This window comes from Methylobacterium sp. J-088 (genome assembly GCF_022829295.1).
In the GTDB taxonomy this organism is placed as follows: Bacteria; Pseudomonadota; Alphaproteobacteria; order Rhizobiales; family Beijerinckiaceae; genus Methylobacterium.
Genome location: NZ_JAKSYH010000164.1, coordinates 1 through 21,534, shown reverse-complemented (window position 1 = coordinate 21,534; position 21,534 = coordinate 1). Strand labels below are relative to the sequence as shown.

18 protein-coding genes, 1 tRNA gene and 1 pseudogene are annotated in these 21,534 nt (G+C 72.1%); 8 read left to right on the top strand and 12 right to left on the bottom strand.

All coding sequences use genetic code 11. The features are described 5' to 3' along the window. Positions 1-15: 15 nt before the first annotated feature. Together MKK63_RS18080 and MKK63_RS18075 are read right to left on the bottom strand one after the other, a co-directional pair. Positions 16-912 (bottom strand): glycosyltransferase family 2 protein, encoded by an 897-nt coding sequence (locus MKK63_RS18080; RefSeq protein ID WP_244004193.1) that lies wholly within the window; start codon positions 910-912, stop codon positions 16-18. Then, complete coding sequence (locus MKK63_RS18075; protein WP_244004216.1) at positions 902-2,953, bottom strand: HAD-IIB family hydrolase; 2,052 nt, start codon at positions 2,951-2,953, stop codon at positions 902-904. The genes MKK63_RS18080 and MKK63_RS18075 overlap by 11 nt, the downstream gene beginning before the upstream one ends. A gap of 93 nt (positions 2,954-3,046) precedes the next feature. Here MKK63_RS18075 and MKK63_RS18070 point away from each other — a divergent pair, with 93 nt between their 5' ends. Next, positions 3,047-4,087 carry a glycosyltransferase family 4 protein gene (locus tag MKK63_RS18070; RefSeq protein ID WP_244004191.1) on the top strand — a complete coding sequence of 347 codons (1,041 nt, stop codon included), beginning with the start codon at positions 3,047-3,049 and terminating at the stop codon, positions 4,085-4,087. Beyond that, the gene (locus MKK63_RS18065; RefSeq protein WP_244004189.1) at positions 4,087-5,280 is read left to right on the top strand and encodes a glycosyltransferase family 4 protein; all 1,194 of its coding nucleotides are present in this window, start codon (positions 4,087-4,089) and stop codon (positions 5,278-5,280) included. Before MKK63_RS18070 ends, MKK63_RS18065 begins: the two co-directional genes overlap by 1 nt. Here MKK63_RS18065 and MKK63_RS18060 read toward each other — a convergent pair. Further along, positions 5,268-6,251, bottom strand: coding sequence for a hypothetical protein (locus tag MKK63_RS18060; protein WP_244004187.1), 984 nt, complete (start codon positions 6,249-6,251; stop codon positions 5,268-5,270). The two genes, MKK63_RS18065 and MKK63_RS18060, sit on opposite strands and share 13 nt — an antisense overlap. Positions 6,252-6,342: 91 nt before the next feature. Here MKK63_RS18060 and MKK63_RS18055 point away from each other — a divergent pair, with 91 nt between their 5' ends. Then, a complete protein-coding gene (locus MKK63_RS18055) occupies positions 6,343-6,978 on the top strand; it encodes a hypothetical protein (RefSeq protein ID WP_244004185.1) in 636 nt (211 codons plus the stop codon). 4 nt (positions 6,979-6,982) lie between these two features. Beyond that, positions 6,983-7,627 (top strand): hypothetical protein, encoded by a 645-nt coding sequence (locus MKK63_RS18050; protein ID WP_244004183.1) that lies wholly within the window; start codon positions 6,983-6,985, stop codon positions 7,625-7,627. Between the two features lie 116 nt (positions 7,628-7,743). Here the strand turns inward: MKK63_RS18050 and MKK63_RS18045 are convergent. The 8 genes and pseudogenes from MKK63_RS18045 to MKK63_RS18010 form a co-directional block, all read right to left on the bottom strand. After that, positions 7,744-7,818, bottom strand: a tRNA-Thr gene (locus tag MKK63_RS18045). A 95-nt stretch (positions 7,819-7,913) separates the two neighbouring features. Further along, positions 7,914-8,345, bottom strand: a complete 432-nt coding sequence (locus MKK63_RS18040) for an NUDIX hydrolase (RefSeq protein ID WP_244004181.1) — start codon at positions 8,343-8,345, stop codon at positions 7,914-7,916. 238 nt (positions 8,346-8,583) lie between these two features. Beyond that, positions 8,584-10,134, bottom strand: a complete 1,551-nt coding sequence (locus tag MKK63_RS18035; RefSeq protein WP_244004179.1) for a heme biosynthesis protein HemY — start codon at positions 10,132-10,134, stop codon at positions 8,584-8,586. 2,447 nt (positions 10,135-12,581) lie between these two features. Next, positions 12,582-13,286 (bottom strand): annotated as a pseudogene (locus tag MKK63_RS32250) (uroporphyrinogen-III synthase); the annotation flags it as partial. A 3-nt stretch (positions 13,287-13,289) separates the two neighbouring features. Further along, complete coding sequence (locus MKK63_RS18025; protein WP_244004177.1) at positions 13,290-14,165, bottom strand: aldose 1-epimerase family protein; 876 nt, start codon at positions 14,163-14,165, stop codon at positions 13,290-13,292. A 65-nt stretch (positions 14,166-14,230) separates the two neighbouring features. Further along, complete coding sequence (locus tag MKK63_RS18020) at positions 14,231-15,982, bottom strand: ABC transporter ATP-binding protein (RefSeq protein ID WP_244004174.1); 1,752 nt, start codon at positions 15,980-15,982, stop codon at positions 14,231-14,233. Between the two features lie 79 nt (positions 15,983-16,061). Then, entirely contained in the window at positions 16,062-16,379 is a 318-nt protein-coding gene (locus MKK63_RS18015) for a hypothetical protein (RefSeq protein WP_409564528.1), read from the bottom strand. Between the two features lie 92 nt (positions 16,380-16,471). After that, complete coding sequence (locus MKK63_RS18010; RefSeq protein WP_244004172.1) at positions 16,472-17,152, bottom strand: DNA-binding protein; 681 nt, start codon at positions 17,150-17,152, stop codon at positions 16,472-16,474. Between the two features lie 263 nt (positions 17,153-17,415). Here MKK63_RS18010 and MKK63_RS18005 point away from each other — a divergent pair, with 263 nt between their 5' ends. Both MKK63_RS18005 and MKK63_RS18000 read left to right on the top strand, forming a co-directional pair. Next, positions 17,416-18,081: a response regulator transcription factor gene (locus tag MKK63_RS18005; protein WP_244004170.1), complete on the top strand. Its 666-nt coding sequence runs from the start codon at positions 17,416-17,418 to the stop codon at positions 18,079-18,081. Continuing rightward, positions 18,081-19,406, top strand: a complete 1,326-nt coding sequence (locus MKK63_RS18000; protein ID WP_244004168.1) for a sensor histidine kinase — start codon at positions 18,081-18,083, stop codon at positions 19,404-19,406. The genes MKK63_RS18005 and MKK63_RS18000 overlap by 1 nt, the downstream gene beginning before the upstream one ends. Before the next feature lie 114 nt (positions 19,407-19,520). On the opposite strand, the gene MKK63_RS17995 is transcribed toward MKK63_RS18000, so the two are convergent. Further along, the gene (locus MKK63_RS17995; RefSeq protein ID WP_244004165.1) at positions 19,521-20,912 is read right to left on the bottom strand and encodes a PLP-dependent aminotransferase family protein; all 1,392 of its coding nucleotides are present in this window, start codon (positions 20,910-20,912) and stop codon (positions 19,521-19,523) included. A gap of 113 nt (positions 20,913-21,025) precedes the next feature. On the opposite strand from MKK63_RS17995, the gene MKK63_RS17990 reads away from it, so the two are divergent. Further along, entirely contained in the window at positions 21,026-21,247 is a 222-nt protein-coding gene (locus MKK63_RS17990; protein ID WP_244004163.1) for a DUF1127 domain-containing protein, read from the top strand. Between the two features lie 134 nt (positions 21,248-21,381). After that, a partial coding sequence (locus MKK63_RS17985; RefSeq protein ID WP_244004213.1) for a transposase occupies positions 21,382-21,534 on the top strand: 153 nt, incomplete at its 3' end.

The window sequence follows — 21,534 nt, the reverse complement described above, 5'->3', positions numbered from 1 at the left end:
GGTCCGGGCTCGGCGTCAGGAGAACAGGGCGTCGGGCCGCAGGGCGGCGGCGATCTCGGGTTCGGTCGGCGGGCGGATCAGGCGGATCGCGGGGGCCTCGGCGTCCCAGTCGATCAGCCCGGCCGCACGGAACTGGTCGAGCCAGTAGGTCATGCACCAGCGCCCGTGCCGCGCCTTGAAGCGTGCCGCATTGGCGAGGATCGGCGCGAAGTGCTGCAGGGGTGGCACGTGGACCGGGTGGTGCTGATGGTAGGCGCGGGCGCCCGCGACCCAGAAGGTCGGCAGCCCGGAGGCGGCCAGCCGGGCGGCAAGGTCGGTCTCCTCGCCACCGTAACCGACGAAGGCCTCGTCCATGCCGCCGGCCGCGCGCCACGCCGCGGCCGGCAGCGCGAAGGACAGGCCCCAGAGCTGACCCGCATCGGGTTCCGACCGCAGACCGGCCTCCGGCAGGCCGGGCCGGGCCGGATGGGTACGGCCCGCGCGGTCGAGCGCCGGCGGATCGGGATCGCCGTCGGACGCGCCGGGCGGCAGGTAGAGGACCTCGCCGAGGAACAGCCCCCGCGCCGTCCGGGCGGCCTGCGCGTAGGCCGCGACCAGCCCGGATGCCGGGATGCAATCCACGTCGAGGAAGACAAGGAGATCCGCCGAGGCCGCCTCGGCCGCCCGGTTGCGTGCGGCGGCGAGCGGCATCGGCTCGCCCGGCACATGGAGGTGCCGGACCGGGCAGCCCGGATCGGGCAGGTCCGGCGCGCGCTCGGGCTGCATCCAGGCGATCACCAGTTCGCGCGGCGGCAGGGTCTGGCGGGACAGCCCGCGCATCAGGTTGCGCAGCCGGTCGGCCCGGTTGCGAACCAGCGTCAGGACGCTTGGGTTAGGCGCCGCCCCGGGATCAGGCGACGTCTCAGCCAACATGGGCCAGCATCCGACGGAAATGCGAGACGCCCTCGATGATGCCCCGGGCATGGGTTCGCCGGGCCACGTAGGAGTGCTTCAGGGCGGCGTGGCTCGCGAGGTCGTCGGAATAGTTCGCCACGATGATCGCTTGGACGCGGGCGCCCAGCATCTCGATGTCGTTGCCGGAATCGCCGGCTACGAACACGGCGTGCTCCGGCAGGTCGTACAGGGTTCGGACGTGATCGACGGCGGTGCCCTTCGAGGCCGATTCCGGCAGCACGTCGAGGTACCGGCCGTGACTGTGGATCACGCGGGCGGCGAGTCCGGCCTCGGCCAAGCACCCCCGGACACGCCGCGCGGCCGCCGGGTCGCCGAAATAGCTGAGCTTCAGGGCGCGCTGCTCCAGCGGCCCCTGCGGGCTGAGCCCGTCGAGCCCGGCCAGAGCCGCCTGCACGGCGGGCCGGTCCCAGCCCGGCTCGATGGTCCGGCGCCACGCGGCGTCCGCCGTGTAGGTCACGCCGTTGGCATCGAGGTGATAGATCTCGGACCCCACCGAGGTGATCATCACCTGGGGCCGGGGGCTCGCCTGCTGCTCCAGCACCGCCATGGCGCTGTGGAAGGACCGGCCGGTCGCGACGCCGAAGGCGAGCCCCGCCTGCCGGCTCCGCCACCGGCGGAAGATGCCGAGCGCCGCATCGCAGCCGACCAGCGTGTTGTCGATATCGCAGACGAGGAGTTGCCGGGGGGCCGGAGCCGGCGGCTCCGAAGCCAGCAGCGCGCGCAGCAGCACGTGGTAGCGGGCGGCGTGCCGGTCCCAATCGTAGGCCGCCGCCGCCCGGGCGCCGCCGGCCACGCAGCGGGCGTAGAGCGCTGGATCGCCCAGGATCCGCAGGCAGGCCTCGGCGATCGCCTCGGGCGCGCGGGGATCGACCAGGAGCCCGTTGCCGCAGGTCTCGACGATGTCGTTGGGGCCGCCGCTGTCGGTGGCGACCAGCGGCAGGCCGGCAGCCGAGGCCTCCAGCAGCGTCAGGCCGAAGGGCTCGTTGAGGGCCGGGTTGACGAACAGGCCGCCCCGCGCCCGGGCATGGGCGTAGATCGCCGGAACATCCTCCGGCCGGTGGGTCTTCGGATAGGCGACGCGCCCGTAGAGGTCGTAGCGGTCGATCAGGACCAGGAGGTCGCGCATCGTGGCGGCCATGTCGCCGTCGAGGGTGTCGATATCCTCACGGGTGCCGGCGACGATCACGAGGTTGGCGTGGGCTTGGAGCGCGCGGTTCTCGCCATAGGCCCGCACCAGAGCCGCGAGGTTCTTGCGCGCCACCGGCCGGGTCAGCGCCAGGATGGCTGGTTTGGCCGGATCGTCCAGGAAGCGGTCGATCGCGGCGTCGATCCGGGGGTTCGGACGGGCCGCGGCGAAGCGAGCGAGGTCGCTGCCCGGGGGCAGGATGCGGACGCGGCCCGGATCGTAGGCGGCATAGCCGGCATATTGCACCTCGGCCTCGTCCCGCGACGAGGCGATGACGAGCTGGGCCCGCGCCAGGGCCTGTTCCTCGGCGGCGATCCGGTAGGCGAGGTCGGGGCGGACAGGGGACGCGCCCAGCATCCGCGCCTTCACGCGTCCGAGCGAATGAGCCGTGAACACGAAGGGGATGCCGAGGCGGTCCTCCACGAGGGCTGCCACCGTAGCCGCGTCGGCGTAATGCGCGTGGATGAGATCCGGAGCCCGCTCCTGCGCGGCGATCCAGGCGATGAGATTCTCGGCGAAGCACGCAACCTCGGCGTGCATCGCTTCCTTGGCGCAATAATCCGCAGACGCGCTGGCGAGCCGCACGAGCGTGACCTTGTCGGCGATCGGCTCTTCAGGCACGGCATAGGCGGCACCGAGGGGACCGCGGAACAGGCGCGTCGCCACCACGATCCGCGCAAGGTCATGATCCTGCGCTGAGGCCGAGACCAGATCGAGCAGGTAGCGGATATGGCCGCCGGTGTCGGCGGTGAGCCCGTAGACGACGCCGTCGCCGCGCAGGCAGCCCTGCAGGGCGATATGCAGAACGAACATCAGGCGCAGGCTGCGGCTTTCGGACGCCCCCACGGATTTAATGTCAGTCCAGCGATCGACGCGCCGCGACTTAACATATGTAAAGAGGTTGCCGTGCTCCGCATTGCCCAGGTCGCGCCAAACATATTTCCCGTTCCCCCGGATCATCACGGCGGCACCGAGCGAGTTGTGCACGATTTGAGCACGGCGCTACGAAGCTTGGGCGTTGAACTAACATTATTTGGCTCGTCGGACAGTGTGACAGACTTGCCGCGCGTCGGCGAATATCCGAGTCTCGCGGCGCTGGAGCGGCAATACGGACGCGTCGCGCCCGGGGTGCCGGCCGCCCTGGATGCCCTGCAGCTGGAGGCCCTGCGCCTGCGGCTGGACGATTTCGACATCGTCCATTGCCACGGCGAATTCGCGCACGCGGCGCTGCTGGGCGCGCGTCGCCGGCGCAGCCTGACCACCATCCACTGGCGGGTCGACGAGCTCGACCGGGCCTTGTTCTTCCAGGGCTTTCCGGATTTACCGGTGGCGGCGATCTCGGCGGCGCAGGCGGCCGGCATCCCGGCCGCGAACCGGGCCGGCATCGTGCATCACGGCATCGACCGGGACCGCTACGGTTTCCGCCCCGCGCCGAACGATCATGTCGCCTTCGTGGGCCGCATGACCGACCAGAAGCGACCCGACGTGGCGATCCGTGTGGCCCGCGCCGCCGGTCTGCCGATCCGGCTCGGCGGCACGGTCGATGTCGGCAACCCGAATTACTTCGAGACCAAGGTACGTCCCCTTCTCGGCGCGGACGCGACCTACCTCGGGCCCGTCGACGATGCCCAAAAGGGCGAGCTCCTGGGCGGTGCCCGGGCACTCCTGTTTCCGATCGACTGGCCGGAGCCCTTCGGCCTCGTGATGATTGAGGCCATGGCCTGCGGGACCCCGGTGGTCGCGTGGGATCGCGGCTCGGTCCCCGAGATCGTCGAGGACGGGGTGACGGGCTTCATCGTCGCCTCCGAGGCCGAGGCGGTCGCGGCGCTGGCCCGGATCGGGCAGCTCGACCGCGCCGGGATCCGCCGCCGATTCGAGGAACGCTTCACGGCCGAGCGCATGGCGCGCGATTACCTCGCCCTCTACCGCCGCCTGCTGGCCACCTGATGCGCACCGCTCTCCTGGCCTGGGACTACCCGCCATCGCCGAGCGGGCTCTCGATGGCGGCCCGCGAGATCGCCGAGAGCCTCGCCGAAGCGGGGGCGGAGGTCACGGTCTTCACCCTGGACCGGACGGGCCACGCGCGGGTCGACGGCGTCACTATCATGGGCCTCGCCCTGCCGCCGGGAAGCCCCCTGGCATGCCTGCGCCTCTGGGGCTCGGCCGGGCATCTCGCCGCGCCGCTCGCGTTTCGGCGAGCTGTGCGCGCCGCCCACGCCACGGCGCCCTTCGACGTGATCGAAGCCACGAACTGGTACGCACCGGCCGCGCTGCTCACCGGCCATCGGGATTTGCCGCTGGTGACACGCAGTTCGACGCCGGCTGCCTTCACCCGCGACCCGGCCGGCTCCGTGAGGAACCGCCTCGACGGATGGACCGCCGACCGCCTGGAACGCCGGCAGGTCCGTGGGAGCGCCGGGCTCATCGCCAACACCGCCGCGCACGGTGAGGTCGTCGCCCGGGCCTACGGGCTGGGCGGCCGGCAGCCCGCCGCGGTGATCGGCCTCAGCCTTCCGCCCGAGGTCGCGGCGGCCGCCCGCGGTGCCCCGTACCCGGAGACGGCGGAGCCTCTGCGCCTGCTCTTCGTCGGGCGGGCGGAGGCGCGCAAGGGATTCGACGCGCTCCTGGCCGCCGTGGCGATCCTCGGCGCGGAGCAGGCGCGGGGGAGCCTGCCGCCCTTCGTGCTCGACCTCGTCGGCGTACCGCCGGACGATCTCCCGGCCGATCTGCCGCAGGTGGCGCGCCGGCACATCCGCGCCCGCGGCCGGATCGACGGGCAGGCCCTGTCGGCAGCCTACGCCGCGGCCCATGCGGTGCTCGCCCCCTCCCGCTACGAGAGCTTCGGCCTCGTCTATCAGGAGGCCCTGGCGTATGGCCGCCCGGTCGTCGCCTGTGCGGAGGATGCGAGCGCACGCGCCTTCGTGGGCGCTCCCGGCGCCGGCCCCCTGGCCTCGACCGCCACCGGGCCGGCCTTGGCCGAGGCCCTGCGCCCGCTCCTCATAGATCCGGACCTGCGTCGTGCGTATCACGCCCGCGCCCTGGCGGCGGCGGGCCGCTTCGATCGGGCAAGCCTCGGGCGCGAGACCCTGGCGCTCTACGAACGGGCGATCGCGGCGGCGCGGATCCGTCAGTCGGCATAGGGGCGCAACAGCGCGATCGCCTCCTCCGGGCGTCCGCGGCCGGGATCCAGAGCCTCGTAGCGCCGCGACCGCGCCCGGACATGGGCGCCACTCAGACGGTGCTCGATGCGGCCGTGCAGGGTGATGAAGCTCTCCGGCCATCCGCCGTCGAGGACCGGCCGTTCGTGGACGCGGCCCGCGTAACGCAGGCCCGTGCGGTTCAGCCGGTATTGAACATCCGGGAAGACGTCCGACAGCACGCCATCGACCCGGTTGGCCCGTGCGAGGCCGATCGAGGCCACGCCCTGCGCCTCGGCGAGGGCCGCCAGGGCGGGCAGCAGGCGGCCGGCTTCCGGGCTCAGCACCTCGTCGGAATCGAGCTGCAGCATCCAGCCGTGACGGGCGAGGCCCTGGAGCGCGTTGCGCTGCGCGGCGAAATCCCCGTCCAGGGGGCGGGCGGCCACGCGCACCGCCCCTATGGCGAAGCCGGCAACCGGCATCGGAACGGCGGCCATCTCCGGCCCGTCGATCAGGATCGCGACATCGTCCGCCCAAACGGCGTGAACCGGCAGCGCCGCCAGCACGTCGTCCCGATCCGCCGGGCGACAGAGCAGGCCCAGCGAGACCATGCATCCGCCGGACGCTTCGAGCGTGAACAGCCCCGCCCGGGCGGCCCGGGTGCCATGGGGGTGCCGGAGTTCCGTGCGACCGGCCTCATCGAGTGGACGGATGCCGAGGCTCCGCCCGGTCGCGGCGATGCGCAGGGTATAGAGGTCGAGGCCGTAGGGCGCCGCCGGGTCGGATGCGAAGAGGGGTTCGGACAAGCTGCGGGCGAGATGCGCCCGGCACGACTTCGGATCGGCCCCAACCGCGAGCAGGACCCCGCAGGCGCCGCAGGCCAGGGGGAAGGTCCTGCGATGCCCGCCCGGATAGGTCAGATGCCGTTCGCTCGGCCCGAGCATGTCGGCCGCGCAGACGAAACAGCGGCGCATAGTTCCACCCCAACAGGCTCGCTCGGCGGAGGGCTGGCTGGGCCGGCCCGGCGCCTTACCTCCGCTGTTCCGCGTAAAACCCCTGCCGCACGTGCCCCCCGACGTCGACCCCCTTGTCCCCGGACTGCCCACCGGCGGATCCCTCGCGATCGTCGGCAACGCGCCTGGGATCGGCGCGACCGGACCGGCGATCGATGCGGCGGGCTGTGTGGTGCGGTTCAACAATGCCTTGGGCTTCGGCGACGGGACCGGATGCCGCGTCACGCATCTCGCTTTGGTCAATCGCGGCGGCCAGGCGCGGGAATGGCTGGTCGACCGGGGCTTCCTGGAGCGTCCAGTCGTCCGCGCGGCGCAGGCCTTCATCCTGCCCTTCCCGATCCTGCCGGCGGCGCACAACGTGCCGGAGCCGATCTGCTGGACCCGGGAGATGCTGACGCTGCTGCAGCCGCTGGGCCGCCCGATCCACCTCCTGCCCGAGTTCTTGCACGCGCAGGCGCAGGCCGGGCTCGCGCCCTGGACATCAGGGACGCCGAACCCGAGTACCGGCTTCCTCGTGACGCTGGCGCTGCTGCTCGGCCGCCCCGCGCACGCAAAGCCGGCGCAGGCCTATGGCTTCGGATTCGCCGGCTGGCCCGGCCATCCCTGGTCCGCAGAGCGCGCGTGGTTCGCCGCTGCCGAGGCGGCCGGACGCATCCGCGTGCATCCGCCAGCCCCGCAGGAACGCTGACATCATGGCCACGCTGATCACGGTGTTGAAGAGCGGCGGGCGCTACGACGCGACGTGGGTCGCCCGTCTCGCGGCCGGGATCCGCCGCCACGCCCCGGTCTTCGAGCGCATGCTCTGCCTCACGGATCTGCCCGTGACCGTCCCGGGCGTGGAAACGGTGCCGCTTCGTCACGACTGGCCGATCTGGTGGGCCAAGATGGAGGCGTTCCGCCCCGGCCTCAGCAGAGGACCGACGCTCCTGTGCGATCTCGACACCGTCCTGACTGGCCCAGCCGACGCCCTGGCCGAGCCGGGCCTAGCCGCCATGGAGGATTATTTCCATGTGGGCCGCCTCTCGAGCGCGCTGCTGCGCTGGTCCGGCGACGAACTCGCCGACCTCTACACGACCTTCGCGGCCGATCCGGAGCACTGGATGAGTCCGGGCTCCTGCGGCCCGGTGCCGAACGCCGTGCACGGCGATCAGGTGGTGATCGACCATCTGCTGCGCCTGAGCGGCCGGTCCCCGGACTTCCTCCAGCGGATCAACCCGGGCCTACTGGACTTCTACGATCCCCGTCGCGCCGCCCACGGCCCGGTGGTGATCTTCATCGGGGCATCGAAGCCCGATACAGCAACCGGTCCCGTTCACGCGGCCTGGGCCGGACTTTGATCAGTCTCGGGAAGCAGCCCGGGCCAAACGCTGGTACGGCGATGCAGACATGACAGTCTGGCGCTCAGACTCAGATGGAGCCTATGCCGTCAAGCGTCGATGATGATTGGTGAAAATGGTGCTGCGAGAGAGGATTGAACTCTCGACCTCTTCATTACCAATGAAGTGCTCTACCACTGAGCTACCGCAGCCGGTGTCCGGGGCGCCCCTGCGGGGGGCGTGTCCGTCCGGTCGAGTGGGGCCATAACGGATCGCCGCCGCGTTGGCAACGCCGCATCCGGAGGTTTTACCAGCGGCAGGCGGCGCGGATCAGGGCGGCAAGCCCCGGCTCGGCGACCGCCTCGGCGGCCTCCGCGGGCGTGAACCAGCGCAGGTCGCGCTGATTCTCCTCGGGGAAGTGCTTGAGCTGCTTGCGAACCTTGAGCGGGAAGACCTTCACCTGGCACTGGACGGCGTCGAGGTTCTTCAGGCGCTTCTGGTAGAGGTAGTGACCGATCGGCCGCTTGCCGATTGCTCCGCGCAGCCCGGCCTCCTCGTAGGCCTCGCGGGCCGCAGCCTCGAACGGCTTGCGCCCCTTCATCGGCCAACCCTTCGGGATCACCCAGCGCCGGCTCTCCCGCGACGTCACGAGCAGGACCTTCGGGTTGCCGTCCCGCCCGAACCGGAACGGAAGGGCTCCGACCTGCCGCCGCGGCTCGCCGTCATCCTCAAGAATCATTAGGGCCGCCCCCCGGTTTGCTGTGCGGGGTTCGGGATCGACCGAGCCGGCGGCGTGTCCGAGGCGGGCATGAGAAGGCGGATGATCGGGTCCCCGGGGTCGGAAGCGGCGCGCCACCACGGCATGACGGTCTTGACGCACGAGTACAGACGCTTGCGCGCGGGACACTCGGGCCGCAAGCCCCGATACAAGACTTGCACCACCAATTTTGTCTTTCACCGAGCCCGCCCGTGGGCGATCAGCCGGTCTTGAGCACCCCGCGCTCGGCGACCTTGGAGGCCGGCAGCGCGGCCGCCGTCATCCCGGCTGAGACCGGGTCCGGCCCGGTGGTCTTGGGCTCCGTTCCGGGTGCCGGAGCGATGCCGCGCGCCACGACGACGTCCGATCTCGTCACGCTCGGCCGCGACGGGGCAGGACTGTCATTGCTCGGAGCAGCGGGGACCAGGACGGGCGCGGGCGCATCGGCGCGCTCCGCGTTTGGCTCGACCACGGCGGGAGAGGCCAGGGTGTTCGGCGGCTCCTGCCACGTGAACGCATCCAGGCGGCCGCTGACCGGCGAGACCGGCGCCCAGGTCTCGGAGGCGATTCCGTCGGCGATCCAGATCCGGTCGCGCGGGGCGCGGGCGGCGCGGGCCAACCATTCGCGGGCTTGGCCGGAATTGATGCCGTGCTCGGCCTCTTCGATCGCGGCCATCATAAGGCAGGACCGCGCGGTCGGACGGTCGGTGAGGAGCGGCTTCACGGCCTCTCGGGCCCGCTTGTAATCGCGTGCGTCCAGGGCGGCCTGACCGAGGGCAAGCCGCGACTCGGGATCCCAGACCGACAGCTTCGCCAGGACCTCAGCCCGGGCGAGGCGGTCACGGACCGAGTCGCCGGTCCGCAGGCCGAGATAGACCTTGGCGAGGTCGGGATGGGGGTTGGCCTTCCAGGCCGCTTCGACAATGCGGGCCGCCTTCTTGAAATCGCCGCGGCGGGCCAGCAGCCGGCCGGCGATGCAGGCGGCCGGGACGAGGTCCGGGGCCAGCTTGACGGCCTGGAGCGCGCGCTCAGTGGCGACCTCCGGCTCGCCGGCCTCGCGCTCGCCCGCGATCGCGGTCAACAGGACGGCTCGCTGACGCCGGGCGGTCGCCTTGTCGATCAACCCGAGCGAGGAGCGGCGCTCGATGGTCTCCAGGGCCGCGCCCCAGTCGCCGTCGGTACTCTGGGCCTCCAGCAAGGCCTCGTTGGCCCAGGTTACGCTCGGGGCGAGGCGGGCGGCCTCGGTGGCGTAGGCACGGGCGGACGTCTCGTCCTCCCGGCGACGGGCCTCCACGAACAGGCCGCGCAGACCCAGGACCCGGGTCTCGGGGTCGTCGACCATGCGCTGGAAGGCGCTTTCGGCGGCGTCCCGGTCGCCGGAGATCTGAGCCGCCTGCGCCTTGAGCAGGAGGGTCAGCGGCTCGGTGCCCAGCAAGCGCTCGGCGTCTCCAGCGTACCGGCGGGCGGCCAGCGGATCGCCCGAGCCGACCGCCACCATGCCGCGGGACAGAGCGGAGAGGCCCTTGGTCCGGCGCCGCTCGGCGGAGCCGCGGACCAGGGCCTCGGGTAGGCCGATCACGCCGCGCACGACCGCCCAGAAAAGCCCCAGCACGATGGCCGCGGCGATCACCCCGACGAGGGCCACCGCCAAGCTGGTGCCGATCTGGTAGCCGTTCCACACGACGGTGACGGTGCCGGGCCTGTCGGCGATCCAGACCGCCCCGAAGGCGGCGAGTGCGAGCAGGGCCAGGAAGGCGAGGGCGCGCCACATGGGGTCAGTGTCTCCTATCGACGGCCGCGCGGCGACGGTCGCTCAGTGCGGGAGGGGCGGGGCGCCTGCACGCCCGCCCGGAGGAGTTGCGGCCGCGCGACGCGCGGCTTGACGCCGTCACCGTCTTAGCGGCCGGGCGCGGGGGTGGATGCAGATGCGCCAGAGCCTTCGCCGGTTGGCAGCGCCTGGAAGGCGTTTCCGATGAGCGTCCGCGCAGCCTGTTCGGCCTCGGCCCGCGCCTTGAGCTTGGCGCCGAAGTCGCCGGCCTCGTCCCGTGCCTCGGCCGGCAGCGCCGCAAAGGCCATGGCAGCCGCCGGGAGGTCGGCGCGATCGAGGGCCGCCTGGACCTTCGCCTCCGGCTGATCGGCAGCTTCCGGGGCCGGGGCATCGGCTTTGCGCACCTGAACGAGGCCATCGGCCATGCTTAGGAGCTTGGCGCGGAAATCGCCGCTCTCGGCGGCCGTCTTGGACTGCTGCGCCCGCCGCTTGGCGGCGATCCGCTCGGCGACCGGCCGGAACGCGTCCGCCAACTGAGAAGCCGTAGGTGCACCGGTTTCCGCGAAGGGGGCGAGCGCCTTGGCCTGCGCGTCGGTCGCGGGATCGAGCTTGCGTAGGCTCGCAAGCGGCTCGGCGTAGGCCGATCCGGATTCGAGCGCCGAGGCCACGCGGTCGGCGACGACCACCCGCAGGGCCGCCTGGACGGTGGCGGTCTGAGCCCGCTGCGCCACGCTCTTGTCCAGCGCGGCGATCTTGTCGGCCTGCTCCTGAAGCCGGCGGTCGACCGCCTTCGTGGCTTCCGCAGCCTGGGTCTGACCCGCCTCGGCGGCGGTGCGGCTCGCCTGCGTGGCAGCCTGAACCGCCTCGGTGGCGGCCTTCACCCGGCCTTCGAGGGTCTGCTGGAGCGCGTCGAGGCGCTGGCCGAGGGCGGCATCCGCGTCGGCATTCGCCTTGGTCTTCTGCTCGACCTCGCCCTGCAGCGCAGCGAGTTTCTTGGAGGCGTCCGCGTCAGCCCCGTTCGACTCCAGCGCCTTCAGACGGGCATCGAGATCGACAAGTTGCTTGCCGTTATCCTGGACCGCGCCGAGCTTGGAATCCGCCGGCTGTTCGCGGCCGGGCTCCTCTTGGAGCGCGGCCACGCGCTGATCGAGATTGTCGAGGCGCGCCGCCAGATCGGCCGGCACCGCCGGCGCCGAACCAGAGGCGGAGCCATCCGGAGCGGAAGCAGCCGGCGCAGGGGCGCTTCCCGCCTTGTCGAGGGCCTGCTTGGCCGTCGTTTCAGCAGTACCGATCCGCTTGTCGAGGGCGTCCACGGCATCCCGGGGCGCGAGCCCGTCCAGACGCGTGCCAAGGGCCGCGATCTGCCCGGTCAGCTTCTGATCGAGGGCGTTGAGACGCGGATCGGGTCCGAGCCCGGCCGTCTCGGCGCCGAACAGGAGACCCGCGCCGATCACGCCACCGAGCAGGCCCGCGGTCGCGAGCGAGCCGAACCCGGCCCGCGCCCGGGCCGCTGGAGCGGCCGCCGTGGTGCTGGCGGCGACACCCGGGATCGGACCCTTCACGGACTCCTTCGGCGACTCCTTGCCACCCGTCTTCGCCTCCGGACCCGGCCCCTTGCTGGGGGCGGGCGGATCGGGGACACGCTTGGCCTTCATGTCGAGGATCGGACCGGCCGTGACCGTACCGGCGCTTACGGTGCCGGCGGCACCCGTGGATGCTCCGCCCGGACGGGATCCGGCCTGCGGCCCGGAACCCGGCTGCTGACCCGCGCCCGGCTGGCCGGGCTTCGGCGGCTCGGTCCGCGCAGCCTCTGGCTTGCCGGACGCGGCACTGGCCGCGCCCGTCGTGGACGCGGTCGCAGCGGAAGCCGATGCGGCGGCCATCTTCGCGGCGTCCGGCGCCGGGGCAAAGCCTGGCTTCGGCGTGTTTGACGGGTTGGTTTCGGGCTTGCCGGACGCATCCTTGGGCGGGGTCATCCCGGTCGCTTCAGTCTTTACGACATCGGGCTTAACGGCGCTCGGCTGCGCGGCCGGACCGGTGGATGGCTTGGCGCCGTCCGGAGCCGAAGCCGGCTTGCCAGCCTCGGGCTTCGCGTCGCTCGTTCCAGGCTTGGCGGCGACGACCGGCTCGGTCGCAGGCCTGGGCGTCGCACCGGAAGGCTGCGGTGGGCTCGCGCTCGGCCCCGACGGGCTCGGCTTCGCGCCTCCGGTTGCGCCGGCCGCGGACGCACCGGGCCGGGTCTCGACGCCGGACGGATTGGTCTGCCCGGGCTTGGCGGGCGCAGGATCCGGTCTGCGGCCGCCGGATCCGGGCTTGTCGGCGTCGCTGGGTGGTGGCGTCACGGGCAAGTCCTCCAACTCTTCGGCGTCGCCGCGCCCCCCTAGCACCGCCCCGGCCCTTGGCGCGAGGGCGAGATACGGCGGCCCGGCCTCCCTGTCACCGCACGCCGGGCCAGGCGGCGGCGCGAGAGCGTCCAGCATGTCCGTTTCCCGCGGACACGCCGCGACGAAATGGACCGGAACACCCGCCGCTTCCAGGGGTGCGGCAACGTCCGCCGACAGGCAGTAATGCCTCAGGCGGCGGAAAGCTCCGCCGTGGCCGGCGTCTTCCGCCAAAGCGTGGGCGATCGCGGCGCTGCGCCGGGAGTAATGCAAGGCGGCGTCGAGGTTTCCGTCGGCGAATGCGCGGTCGACCGAATCGGGCAGGGCCGGCAGGGCCTCCGCCGCGTAGGCTACGAAGATCGCGACCCGGAACCCGGCCGCCGCAAGCGTCGCCGCAGGCTCCGGCTTCCGCTCGGCCCCGGCCGCGTGGAGCAGGTGCGCTCCGGGCGCGAGGATCCGACGCGCCAGGGTGGCGAGGCCGGCGGCATCGCCGGGCCCCGCGTGCACCGGACCGAACCCGGCGTCTGCGGCCAGCGCCGCCGTGCGCGCGCCGACCGCGAAGACCGGCAGCCCCCGCAGCGACGCGGCGCCCCGCAAGGCTGGCATTGCGTTGGCGCTGGTCAGCAGCAGCGCATCGAACGGGCCGTCGGGCGGCCGTTCCCCGGTCGGCCGCACCGCCAGGACCGGGGCCACGAGCGACGCGTGGCCGCGCGCCGCCAGAGCCGCGCCGGTCCGCGTCGCGCCCGGTTCCGGCCGTGCCACCCAGACGCGCAACCCTCACACGTCCAGGGTCAGGCGGACGCCGTGGCGCGCCTCCGCCCCGGGTGGCAGGAGGCGCTGAGAATCCCGCTCGGTCAGGTCGCCGGAAAAATCGGCCCAGTCGGCGTAGCCCGTCCAGCATTCGAGCGAGAGAAAGGGTGCCGTAGGCTTGGTCCAGACCGCGAGATGCGGGAAATCCGCCATGTCCATGCGGATCGCCTTATCCGGCCCGGTGAAGCGCATCGCGCGGCTGCGGGCGTTCCGAAACACGAAGGCTTCGGTGAAGATCGCCGGATCGAGGGGCAGCGTGTCGCCGGAGAGGGGAATCGGCTGCTCCGCGCGCAGCAGCAGGCCGCCGGGGCCGACCTGGGGGGCGAACGGCTGCTCCGGATGCTCGAAGACAACCGCGTAGCCGCCATCCTTCGCCCGCGTCCCGCCCGCGAAGGGCCACGGGAAGGCCGGGTGGAACCCGAGCGCGTAGGGCAGAGGCGTGTCGCCCGGATTGGCGACGGTCACGTCGAAGTCGAGGGCCGCCGGGCGCACCCGGGCAGTGACGTCGAGCCGGAACGCGAAGGGATAATGCGCCCGGGTCTCCGGCCCGTCGGTCAGGCGCAGGGTCACCGCATCGACGCTTTGCTCCACCACCGTGAAGGGCAGGTCCCGGGCGAAGCCGTGCTGGCCCATCGGGTAGCTTTCGGACCCGACCTTCACCTGCCCGCTTGCCGAGGCACCGACCACCGGGAAGAGCCAAGGAGCATGGCGGTTCCAATGGGCCGGATCGCCGCTCCAGAGGTACTGGGTCCCGCCGACCCGCCAGGAAACCGGCTCGGCGCCGTGGGTGGCGAGCGTCGCCGTGGTGCCGTCCGCTGCAGTCAGCTCGATGCGCGTGCTCACGGTGGTCTCCCGGTCATGCTTTGGAGCCGAGGTAACGGAGGTGGGCCAGGACGCAAGGGGCGTCGTCACGCCGCCGTGCCGAGGCCCGGCAGCACCGCCTCGGGCGGCCCGCAGGCGACCAGCCGCCCCGCCTCCAGCACGTGCACCGCGTCGGCGCCCTCCAGGGTCGAGAGCCGATGGGCGATCAGGATCAGCGTCCGCCGGCCCGATAGAGCCCGCAGCGCCCGCATCACCGCGCCCTGCGTCTCTTCGTCGAGGGCCGAGGTCGCCTCGTCGAACACGATCACGTCGGGGTCGTGATAGAGCGCCCGGGCGATGCCGAGACGCTGGCGCTGGCCGCCCGAGAGCCGCGCCCCGCGCTCGCCGACCCGCGCGCCATAGCCGTGAGGCAAAGCGGCGATGAAGTCGTGGGCGCCCGCAAGCTGCGCCGCCCGCTCGACGGCAGCGCGGTCCGGCGCATCCACGCCGAGCGCGATGTTCTCGGCAACGGTCCCGTCAACCAGGAATACGTCCTGCGGCACGTAGCCGATGCGGTTCTGCCACGCCAGGAGCGTGACGGGATCGAGGACGCGGCCGTCCACCGTGATCCGCCCCGCGCCGGGGATCAGGACCCCGAGGATCAGGCCGGCCAGCGTCGACTTGCCCGAACCGGTCCGCCCGGCGAGGCCGATTGTGGTGTTGACCGGGATGGTCAGATCGATGCCGGCGAGCGCCGGCTGCCCGGTGCCGTAATCGAAGCCGACGCCCTCCAGGCGGATCGCCTGCGTGAACGGCAGGCGCTCCGTGGTGCGGGGCAGGGTGGCACGCTCCTGCGCGAGTTCCTCGACGATCACCCGCACTGCCGGCAGGGTGAAGCGCATCAGCGCCACCGAGGTGAAGATGTTCTGGAAGGCTGGCAGCATCCGGTAGCCCGCGAAGGCGAACAGGCCGAGCAGCGGCAGGATGCCGGCCACGTCGAGCCCCTGGGCGAGGGCGAACAGCACCACCACGATCACACCGCCGAAGGCCAGGGCCTCGATGACGAAGCGCGGCATCTGCCCGGTGAGCTGGCTCGCCGCGGTGGCGACCGCGTAGGCGCGCGCCGGGGCGTCGAACCGGGCCGCGAAGGCCTCGGCACGCCCGTAGAGCTTCAGCTCGGTGAGTGCTCCGAAGGTCTCGTGCACGAGCCGGAAGCGGGCCTCGTTGTCGGCCACCGTGCGCGCGCCGAGGCGGGCGAGGCGGGCGCGCATCACGAGGTAGATCCCGACATAGAGCCCGCCGAAGCCGCCCCCGAGGATCAGCGCGAGCTGCGGCGCGTAGACCAGCAGGAAGGCGATCACGGCGAGCGCCGAACTCGCCCGCGAGGCCAGCACGGTGGCGGGCGTCAGGGCGCCGACCACGAGGCGGTCGGTCTCGGACAGCACGTTCTTGGCGAGCTCGGCGCTGTTGGCCTGCGTGAAGAACAGGCGCTCCCGATCGAGATAGCGAAACAGCAGGCGCCGGCTGAAGCCGTAGCCGGCCAGATGTGTGAACCGAAGCTGGGCGTAGGTCAGCCCGGCATTCACCAGGGCGGTGACGAGGATCGCCGCCAGCGCCGCGCCGCCGGTGACCAGCAGGAAGCTGCGCTCCTCGGCGAGGCCGAGGAAAGCCCGCGTATGGACCAGATAGGGGATCCGGGTCGCCGCCGAGGGGTCGCCCACCAGCGTCAGGAACGGGATCACTGCGGCGACGCCGACCACCTCCAGCACCGCCGCCACCGCGAGGCCCAGCGCGATCAGGGCAAGCCGCCGCCGGTCGGGCGCCCGCATGGCGCGGACGAGGTCGATCAGCGCGCGCATGGCGTCGGGGGTCTGGGTCGGGCGGCTCGCATGGCCGGGCCGGGCTTAAGGGCGCCGCCCCGGCCTGTCCACGCCAGGCTCAGTCGAGCTTCTTGAGCGAGCCCAGATCCACGTCGCCATTCTGGCTGGAGAAGGTCAGCGTCTTCGACGACCCATCAGCCTGCGACACACCACCGATCCGATGGTCGCCGCTGTCGTAGGTCGAGACCTGCCCGTCGCGTTCGATCAGCAGGCGCTGCTTGTCGGGGAAGAACGCGTATTTCATCCCGTTCTGTGCGCCGCTGGTCGCAGGCTCGCCGAGGTCCTTCGGCCACCAAGGCTCCATGCCCTTCATCGGCTCCATCGGCTTCATGGGTTCCATGCCCTTCATGGGTTCCATGGGCTTCATCGGTTTCATCGGCTCCACGACGCGTATCTCCTGTTGGCTCTCAAGACAGGAGGACGCGGCAGGGCGGGAAGGGTTGCATGCCATCCCGCCCCGGCGCGGGATCACACCGGGGGCCGCTCGCGCGCCGGTAGCTCCCGGACCTGCCCGTCGAAGCCGACATGGAGCTGATGCTCGCGCCCGTCCTGGTCCTTGGCGGCGACGTCGAGGTGGCGTGGTCCGCGGCCGGTGACGCGCACGTCGCTGTAGCCGGCCGCCTGCACGGAGGCCGTCAGGGCCGGGAGGTCGAGCGTCGGACCAAGGCCGATCCGGTCCTTGGCCCAGTCGAGGCTCCCCATCGGCGGCCCGCCGGCCGGCCCGAGCACGACCTTGCGCCCGTCTCCGTGGGTGAGCACGCTGGCGTGCAGGAAGCCTGTCTCGAACCGGCCCTGCACCGTGACGGATTCGCCCCTGGCGACGAGCTTGCCGTCCTCGCCAGCGCGGCCAGTCTCCACCAGCGCACGGCCGGTCGGGTCCTGGACCACGAACTTGTTGCCGAAGATCTCGGTCACCGTACCCTTGACCCCGGTCGCCCCGGAGGGGACCAGCGCCTGGATCGCCACCGGCTCGACCGGCGTCGGCTGGAAGGTCGTCCCCTGCGCCAGGGACAGGCCTATGGCCCCCATCACCAACGGGGCCGCCAGGGCGCCCACCACCCAGGTCCGCCGTGGGATCGCCCGACGCGCCGGGGCGGCAGGCTCGCGGATCTCCCGCGCAGTACCGTCGATAGTCTTGTTGTCGGTCATGATGTCGTCTTCCAAAAGGTCCGGATCCGTTCGATCCGATGCCCCTTCGTAAGGAACCCCCGGCAATCCGGACTGAACCGGGCGGTTCAGCCCCGGTTAAATCCGGCTGCCTAGAGCGATCAGGCGCCGAAGCTCTCGCGCTATCAGACACTTTCCCGCGGCGGTTGAAGCGGGCCGACATAACGTCCGGATAGGCGGGCAACGCGAGGAGCCAGCCCTAAATGCTTGCCCGGGCGCGGTTTTGAGCGGGGGAGGATGGACGGGTGAAGATCCTGCTGGTGGAAGACGATGCGGCGCTCGCCGCCGAGGTGGCCAAGGTCCTGCGGGCGGAGAACTTCGTCCTCGACCACGCCGCCACCGGTGAGGACGCCCAGCATCTCGGCGAGACCGAGGGCTACGACGCCGTCGTGCTCGATCTCGGCCTGCCGAAGGGCGACGGCGTCTCGGTCCTGCGGGCGTGGCGCGCGGCCGGGCGGACCCTGCCGGTGCTGGTGCTGACCGCCCGCGACGGCTGGAGCGACAAGGTCGCGGCCTTCAAGGCGGGGGCGGACGATTACCTCGTCAAGCCGGTCCGCGTGGAGGAGCTGGTGATCCGCCTGCGCGCCCTGGTGCGCCGGTCGCAAGGCGGCGGCGCCAGCCGGATCGCTTGCGGCCCGCTGAGCTTCGATCCCGGGCTCGGCGCCTTCGAGCAGGACGGCCTGCCGCTCAAGCTCACCGGCCTCGAATGGCGGGTCCTGTCCTGCCTGATGCTGAACCGCGAGACCGTGGTGCCGCGCCTGCACCTGATCGAACGGGTCTACGAGGGCGACGCGGATGTCGATTCGAACTCCGTGGAGGTGATCATCACCCGCCTGCGCCGGAAGATCGCCCCGGCGCGGATCGAGAGCGTGCGCGGCCACGGCTACCGGCTCCACGCGGATCCCGCCTGATGTCGGCAGCGACACCCCGCCGCTCGCTCCGGACCCGCCTGCTCGGCGCCGCCCTGGTGCTGGTCCTCGCGGCCCTGGTGGTGGCCGGCCTCGCCATCGGGGTCATCCTGTACCGGTTCGTGCGCGGCCAGCTCGACGGCCGGCTGGACGCCCAGATCGTCGCCCTGCGGGCCGGGCTCGAAGCCGGGATCCTGCCGGAAAATCTCGATGTGCCGCCCTTCGACCGGCCCGGCCCCGGCTGGGCCTGGGAGGTGCGCCGCGGTCCCGAGACGACCCGCTCGGCCTCCCTGCGCGGTGGCGACATCCGCCTGTCCGATCCCGGGCCGGAGGACGATCCGGGCCGGCCGCACCCCGCCTGGGGCACGGGCCCCCGCGGCCAGCCGCTCTACGCCCGCATCCTGATCCTGCCGGGGACGCAGTCCGCCACGATCGTGGTGGCGGCGCCGGAGGGCGAGCTGTACGGGCCGCTGCGCGAGGCCCTGACGAGCCTGACCCTTGCGCTGGGGATCCTCGGCCTGTGCCTGCTGGCCGGATTGGCGGTCCAGGTGCGGCTCGGCCTGGCGCCGCTGCAGCGCCTGCGGGCCGACCTCGCCGCGGTCCGGGCCGGCACCCGGGAGCGGGTCCCGGCGGAGCAGCCCGTCGAGATCGCGCCCGTGGTGGCCGAACTCAACGCGCTCCTCGACCAGAATGCCCGGAACCTCGAGCGCGCCCGGGGCCACGTCGCCAACCTCGCCCACGCCCTGAAGACGCCGCTCGCCACCCTGTCGATGGCGCTGGCCGCCCCGGCACGCGATCCGGACGGGGCGCTTCGACGGGAGGTTGAGGATATGGACCGGCGGGTCCGCCACCATCTGCGCCGAGCCCGGGCGGCGGCGCTGGCGGGCTCGGCCCGGACCCGCACGCCCCTGGCGCCGCAGTTCACGGATTTGCGCGATGCGCTCGTGCGGCTCTACGCCGAGAAAGGCGTGGTGATCGCGCTGGCCGTACCGGACGACCTCACGGTGTCGTGCGAGGGCCAGGACCTCGACGAGATGCTCGGCAACCTCGCGGACAATGCCTGCCGCTGGTGCCGGGGGCGGGTGCAGGTCTCGGCGGCTGCGGCGGATGGCGCGGTTCGGGTGCGGGTGGAGGATGACGGGCCGGGCCTCGACGCCGAGGCCGCCGCGGCCGTGATGGCCCGCGGCCGGCGCCTCGACGAGGGCGTGCCGGGCCACGGCTTCGGGCTGCCCATCACCCTGGAGCTGGCCGAACTCTACGGCGGCGGGCTGACGCTCGGGCGCGCCGACCTCGGCGGCCTCCGGGCTGAACTGGACCTGCCGGCCTGATCGGCAAAGTCCTGGTTTCGAAAGGTCCGGGACCTTTCGTGGGTGAAGGGCAAAACCCTTCTGTCGGGCTCCGCCCTGACGACCCGCCAAAGGGCACGCCCTTTGGAAACCCGTTTAGCGCAGTGTCTCGCGCAGGATCGGGCGGATGCGCGGGTCGATGCAGTGGGCGACGTTGAAGCGCATGTAGCCGTTCCAGGCTTCCGACAGGCTGAACGACGTCCCGGGCGCCAGCACCATGCCGCGGGCCAGCGCCCGGCGGGCGACCTCGGCGCCGTTGCGCCCATCCGGCAGGCGCATCCACAGGAAGAACCCGCCCCGCGGCTGCGCCCAGGGCTCCAGGCCGCAGGCGCGCAGCTCCGCGGAGGCCTGCACCATCGCGGAGGCAAGCCGGCGGCGGGTCTCGGCGAGGTGGCGCCGATAGGCCCCCTCGGAGATCAGCGCGTGCACCAGCGCCGCCGTGATGTGGCCGTTGCCGAGGCTCAGCGCCAGCTTGAGATCGACCAGCGGCTCGACCCAGTCGGCCCGGAGCGCAATCCAGCCGCAGCGCGCGGCGGCCGACAGGGTCTTGGAGAAGCTGCCGATCTGGATCACCCGCTCCAGCCCGTCGAAGCCCGCGAGACGCGGCGCGGCGTCAGGCTCGAGATCCCCGAAAATCTCGTCCTCGACGATCAGCGTGTCGTGCGCCTCGCACAGCTTCAGGACCCGGTGCGCCACATTCGGCGCGAGGCTCGCCCCCGTCGGGTTCTGGAGGGCGGCGTTGGTCAGGTAGAAGCGCGGCCGGTGCTGCTCCAGCAGGGTTGCGAGCGCCCGCAGGTCCGGCCCCTCCGGGGTGATCGACACGCCGACCACCGTGACGCGCTGGGCGCGCAGCAGCGCCAAGAAGTTGAAGTAGCAGGGATCGTCCACCAGCACGGTGTCGCCGGGCTGGAGCAGGAAGCGGCAGACGAGATCGAGCGCCTGCGTGGCTGATTCGACCAGCACGATCTGGTCGGGCTCTGCGCCGACGCCCTTCTCGCCGACCTTGCGGGCGATCTGGCGGCGCAGGGGCTCGTAGCCGAGCGGCCGGTCGTAGTTCGTCATCTCGGCGAGATCGGCCCGGGCCACCCGGCGCAGGCCCCGCCGGATCGCCTCGTGGGGCATCCACGAATCGGGCAGCCACCCCGCCCCGGGCTTGAGCTGATCGGCACCCGCCTGCTGCGCCTGCCGCGTGATCCAGAGCGGATCGACGATCCGGTCGAGCTGCGGCCCCATCGCCTGGAGCAAGAGCGGCCGGGTCTTGCCGGCGACGTAGAAGCCGGAGCCCGGCCGGGCCACCACGGCGCCTTCCGCGGCCAGCCGCTCGTAGGCTTCCACGACGGTGGATTTCGAGACGCCCATCGTGTCCGCGAAGGCGCGCACCGAGGGAATCCGGACGCCGGGCACCAGATGCCGGGCCGCGATCCGCCCTCGGATCTCACCGACCACCGCCTCGACGCGCGTCCCGGGGCTTCTGACTGCGACCGACATCCGTACGGCTCGACTGACCGGACAATTCGTTAGAACCGTACCGAAGTGTTCCTGTTGCCGCCAGTCCTGCTGGGCCAGGATCGCTCTACCCCAGAGACATGGAGGAGGGGATCATGGACCAGTGCCTCACGCAGAGCGCCGCCGCCCGACCCACATGGATCGCCCGAGCGGCGCGGGCGATCGCCGAGGCCTCCGCGGAGATCCGAGCCGGCCTGTCGCGTGCGGCCATGAACCGGCGCGTGATGCACCGGCTCTCGACGCTTTCGGAGCGCGAATTGAAGGATATCGGCCTGTCCCGCCAGGATGTGGCGGATGCCTTAGAGCCCGTCCGATAAGGGTCTGAGGGGGGGAGGAGAGGCCGGGATGGTGATGATGCCAGGGGGGGGAAGAAGCCTGACAGGGACCTGCCAGGAGGACCAAGACCACCCGGAGGCAGCATAGCCGCGCGGGCCTACGCGATGAAACCGACCTGACCGAGGCCGAGTGGGCGGTGATCGAGCCGTTGATGCAGAGGCCTGAGCCTCGCGGAGGACCACCGACCTGGACGCCTCGGGAGATCCTGAACGGGATCTTCGACGTTCTGCGCGGCGGCATCGCATGGCGGCCCGCCGCCAAGGATCTT

Coding starts and splice junctions, on each gene's coding strand:
- MKK63_RS18020 (WP_244004174.1), bottom strand. CDS start 15,982: ATGCGCGCGCTGATCGACCTCGTCCGCGCCATGCGGGCGCCCGACCGG.
- MKK63_RS18050 (WP_244004183.1), top strand. CDS start 6,983: ATGGCCACGCTGATCACGGTGTTGAAGAGCGGCGGGCGCTACGACGCG.
- MKK63_RS18040 (WP_244004181.1), bottom strand. CDS start 8,345: ATGATTCTTGAGGATGACGGCGAGCCGCGGCGGCAGGTCGGAGCCCTT.
- MKK63_RS17995 (WP_244004165.1), bottom strand. CDS start 20,912: ATGTCGGTCGCAGTCAGAAGCCCCGGGACGCGCGTCGAGGCGGTGGTC.
- MKK63_RS18080 (WP_244004193.1), bottom strand. CDS start 912: ATGTTGGCTGAGACGTCGCCTGATCCCGGGGCGGCGCCTAACCCAAGC.
- MKK63_RS17990 (WP_244004163.1), top strand. CDS start 21,026: ATGGACCAGTGCCTCACGCAGAGCGCCGCCGCCCGACCCACATGGATC.
- MKK63_RS18060 (WP_244004187.1), bottom strand. CDS start 6,251: ATGCGCCGCTGTTTCGTCTGCGCGGCCGACATGCTCGGGCCGAGCGAA.
- MKK63_RS18010 (WP_244004172.1), bottom strand. CDS start 17,152: ATGACCGACAACAAGACTATCGACGGTACTGCGCGGGAGATCCGCGAG.
- MKK63_RS18075 (WP_244004216.1), bottom strand. CDS start 2,953: ATGTTCGTTCTGCATATCGCCCTGCAGGGCTGCCTGCGCGGCGACGGC.
- MKK63_RS18015 (WP_409564528.1), bottom strand. CDS start 16,379: ATGAAACCGATGAAGCCCATGGAACCCATGAAGGGCATGGAACCCATG.
- MKK63_RS18065 (WP_244004189.1), top strand. CDS start 4,087: ATGCGCACCGCTCTCCTGGCCTGGGACTACCCGCCATCGCCGAGCGGG.
- MKK63_RS18000 (WP_244004168.1), top strand. CDS start 18,081: ATGTCGGCAGCGACACCCCGCCGCTCGCTCCGGACCCGCCTGCTCGGC.
- MKK63_RS18035 (WP_244004179.1), bottom strand. CDS start 10,134: ATGTGGCGCGCCCTCGCCTTCCTGGCCCTGCTCGCACTCGCCGCCTTC.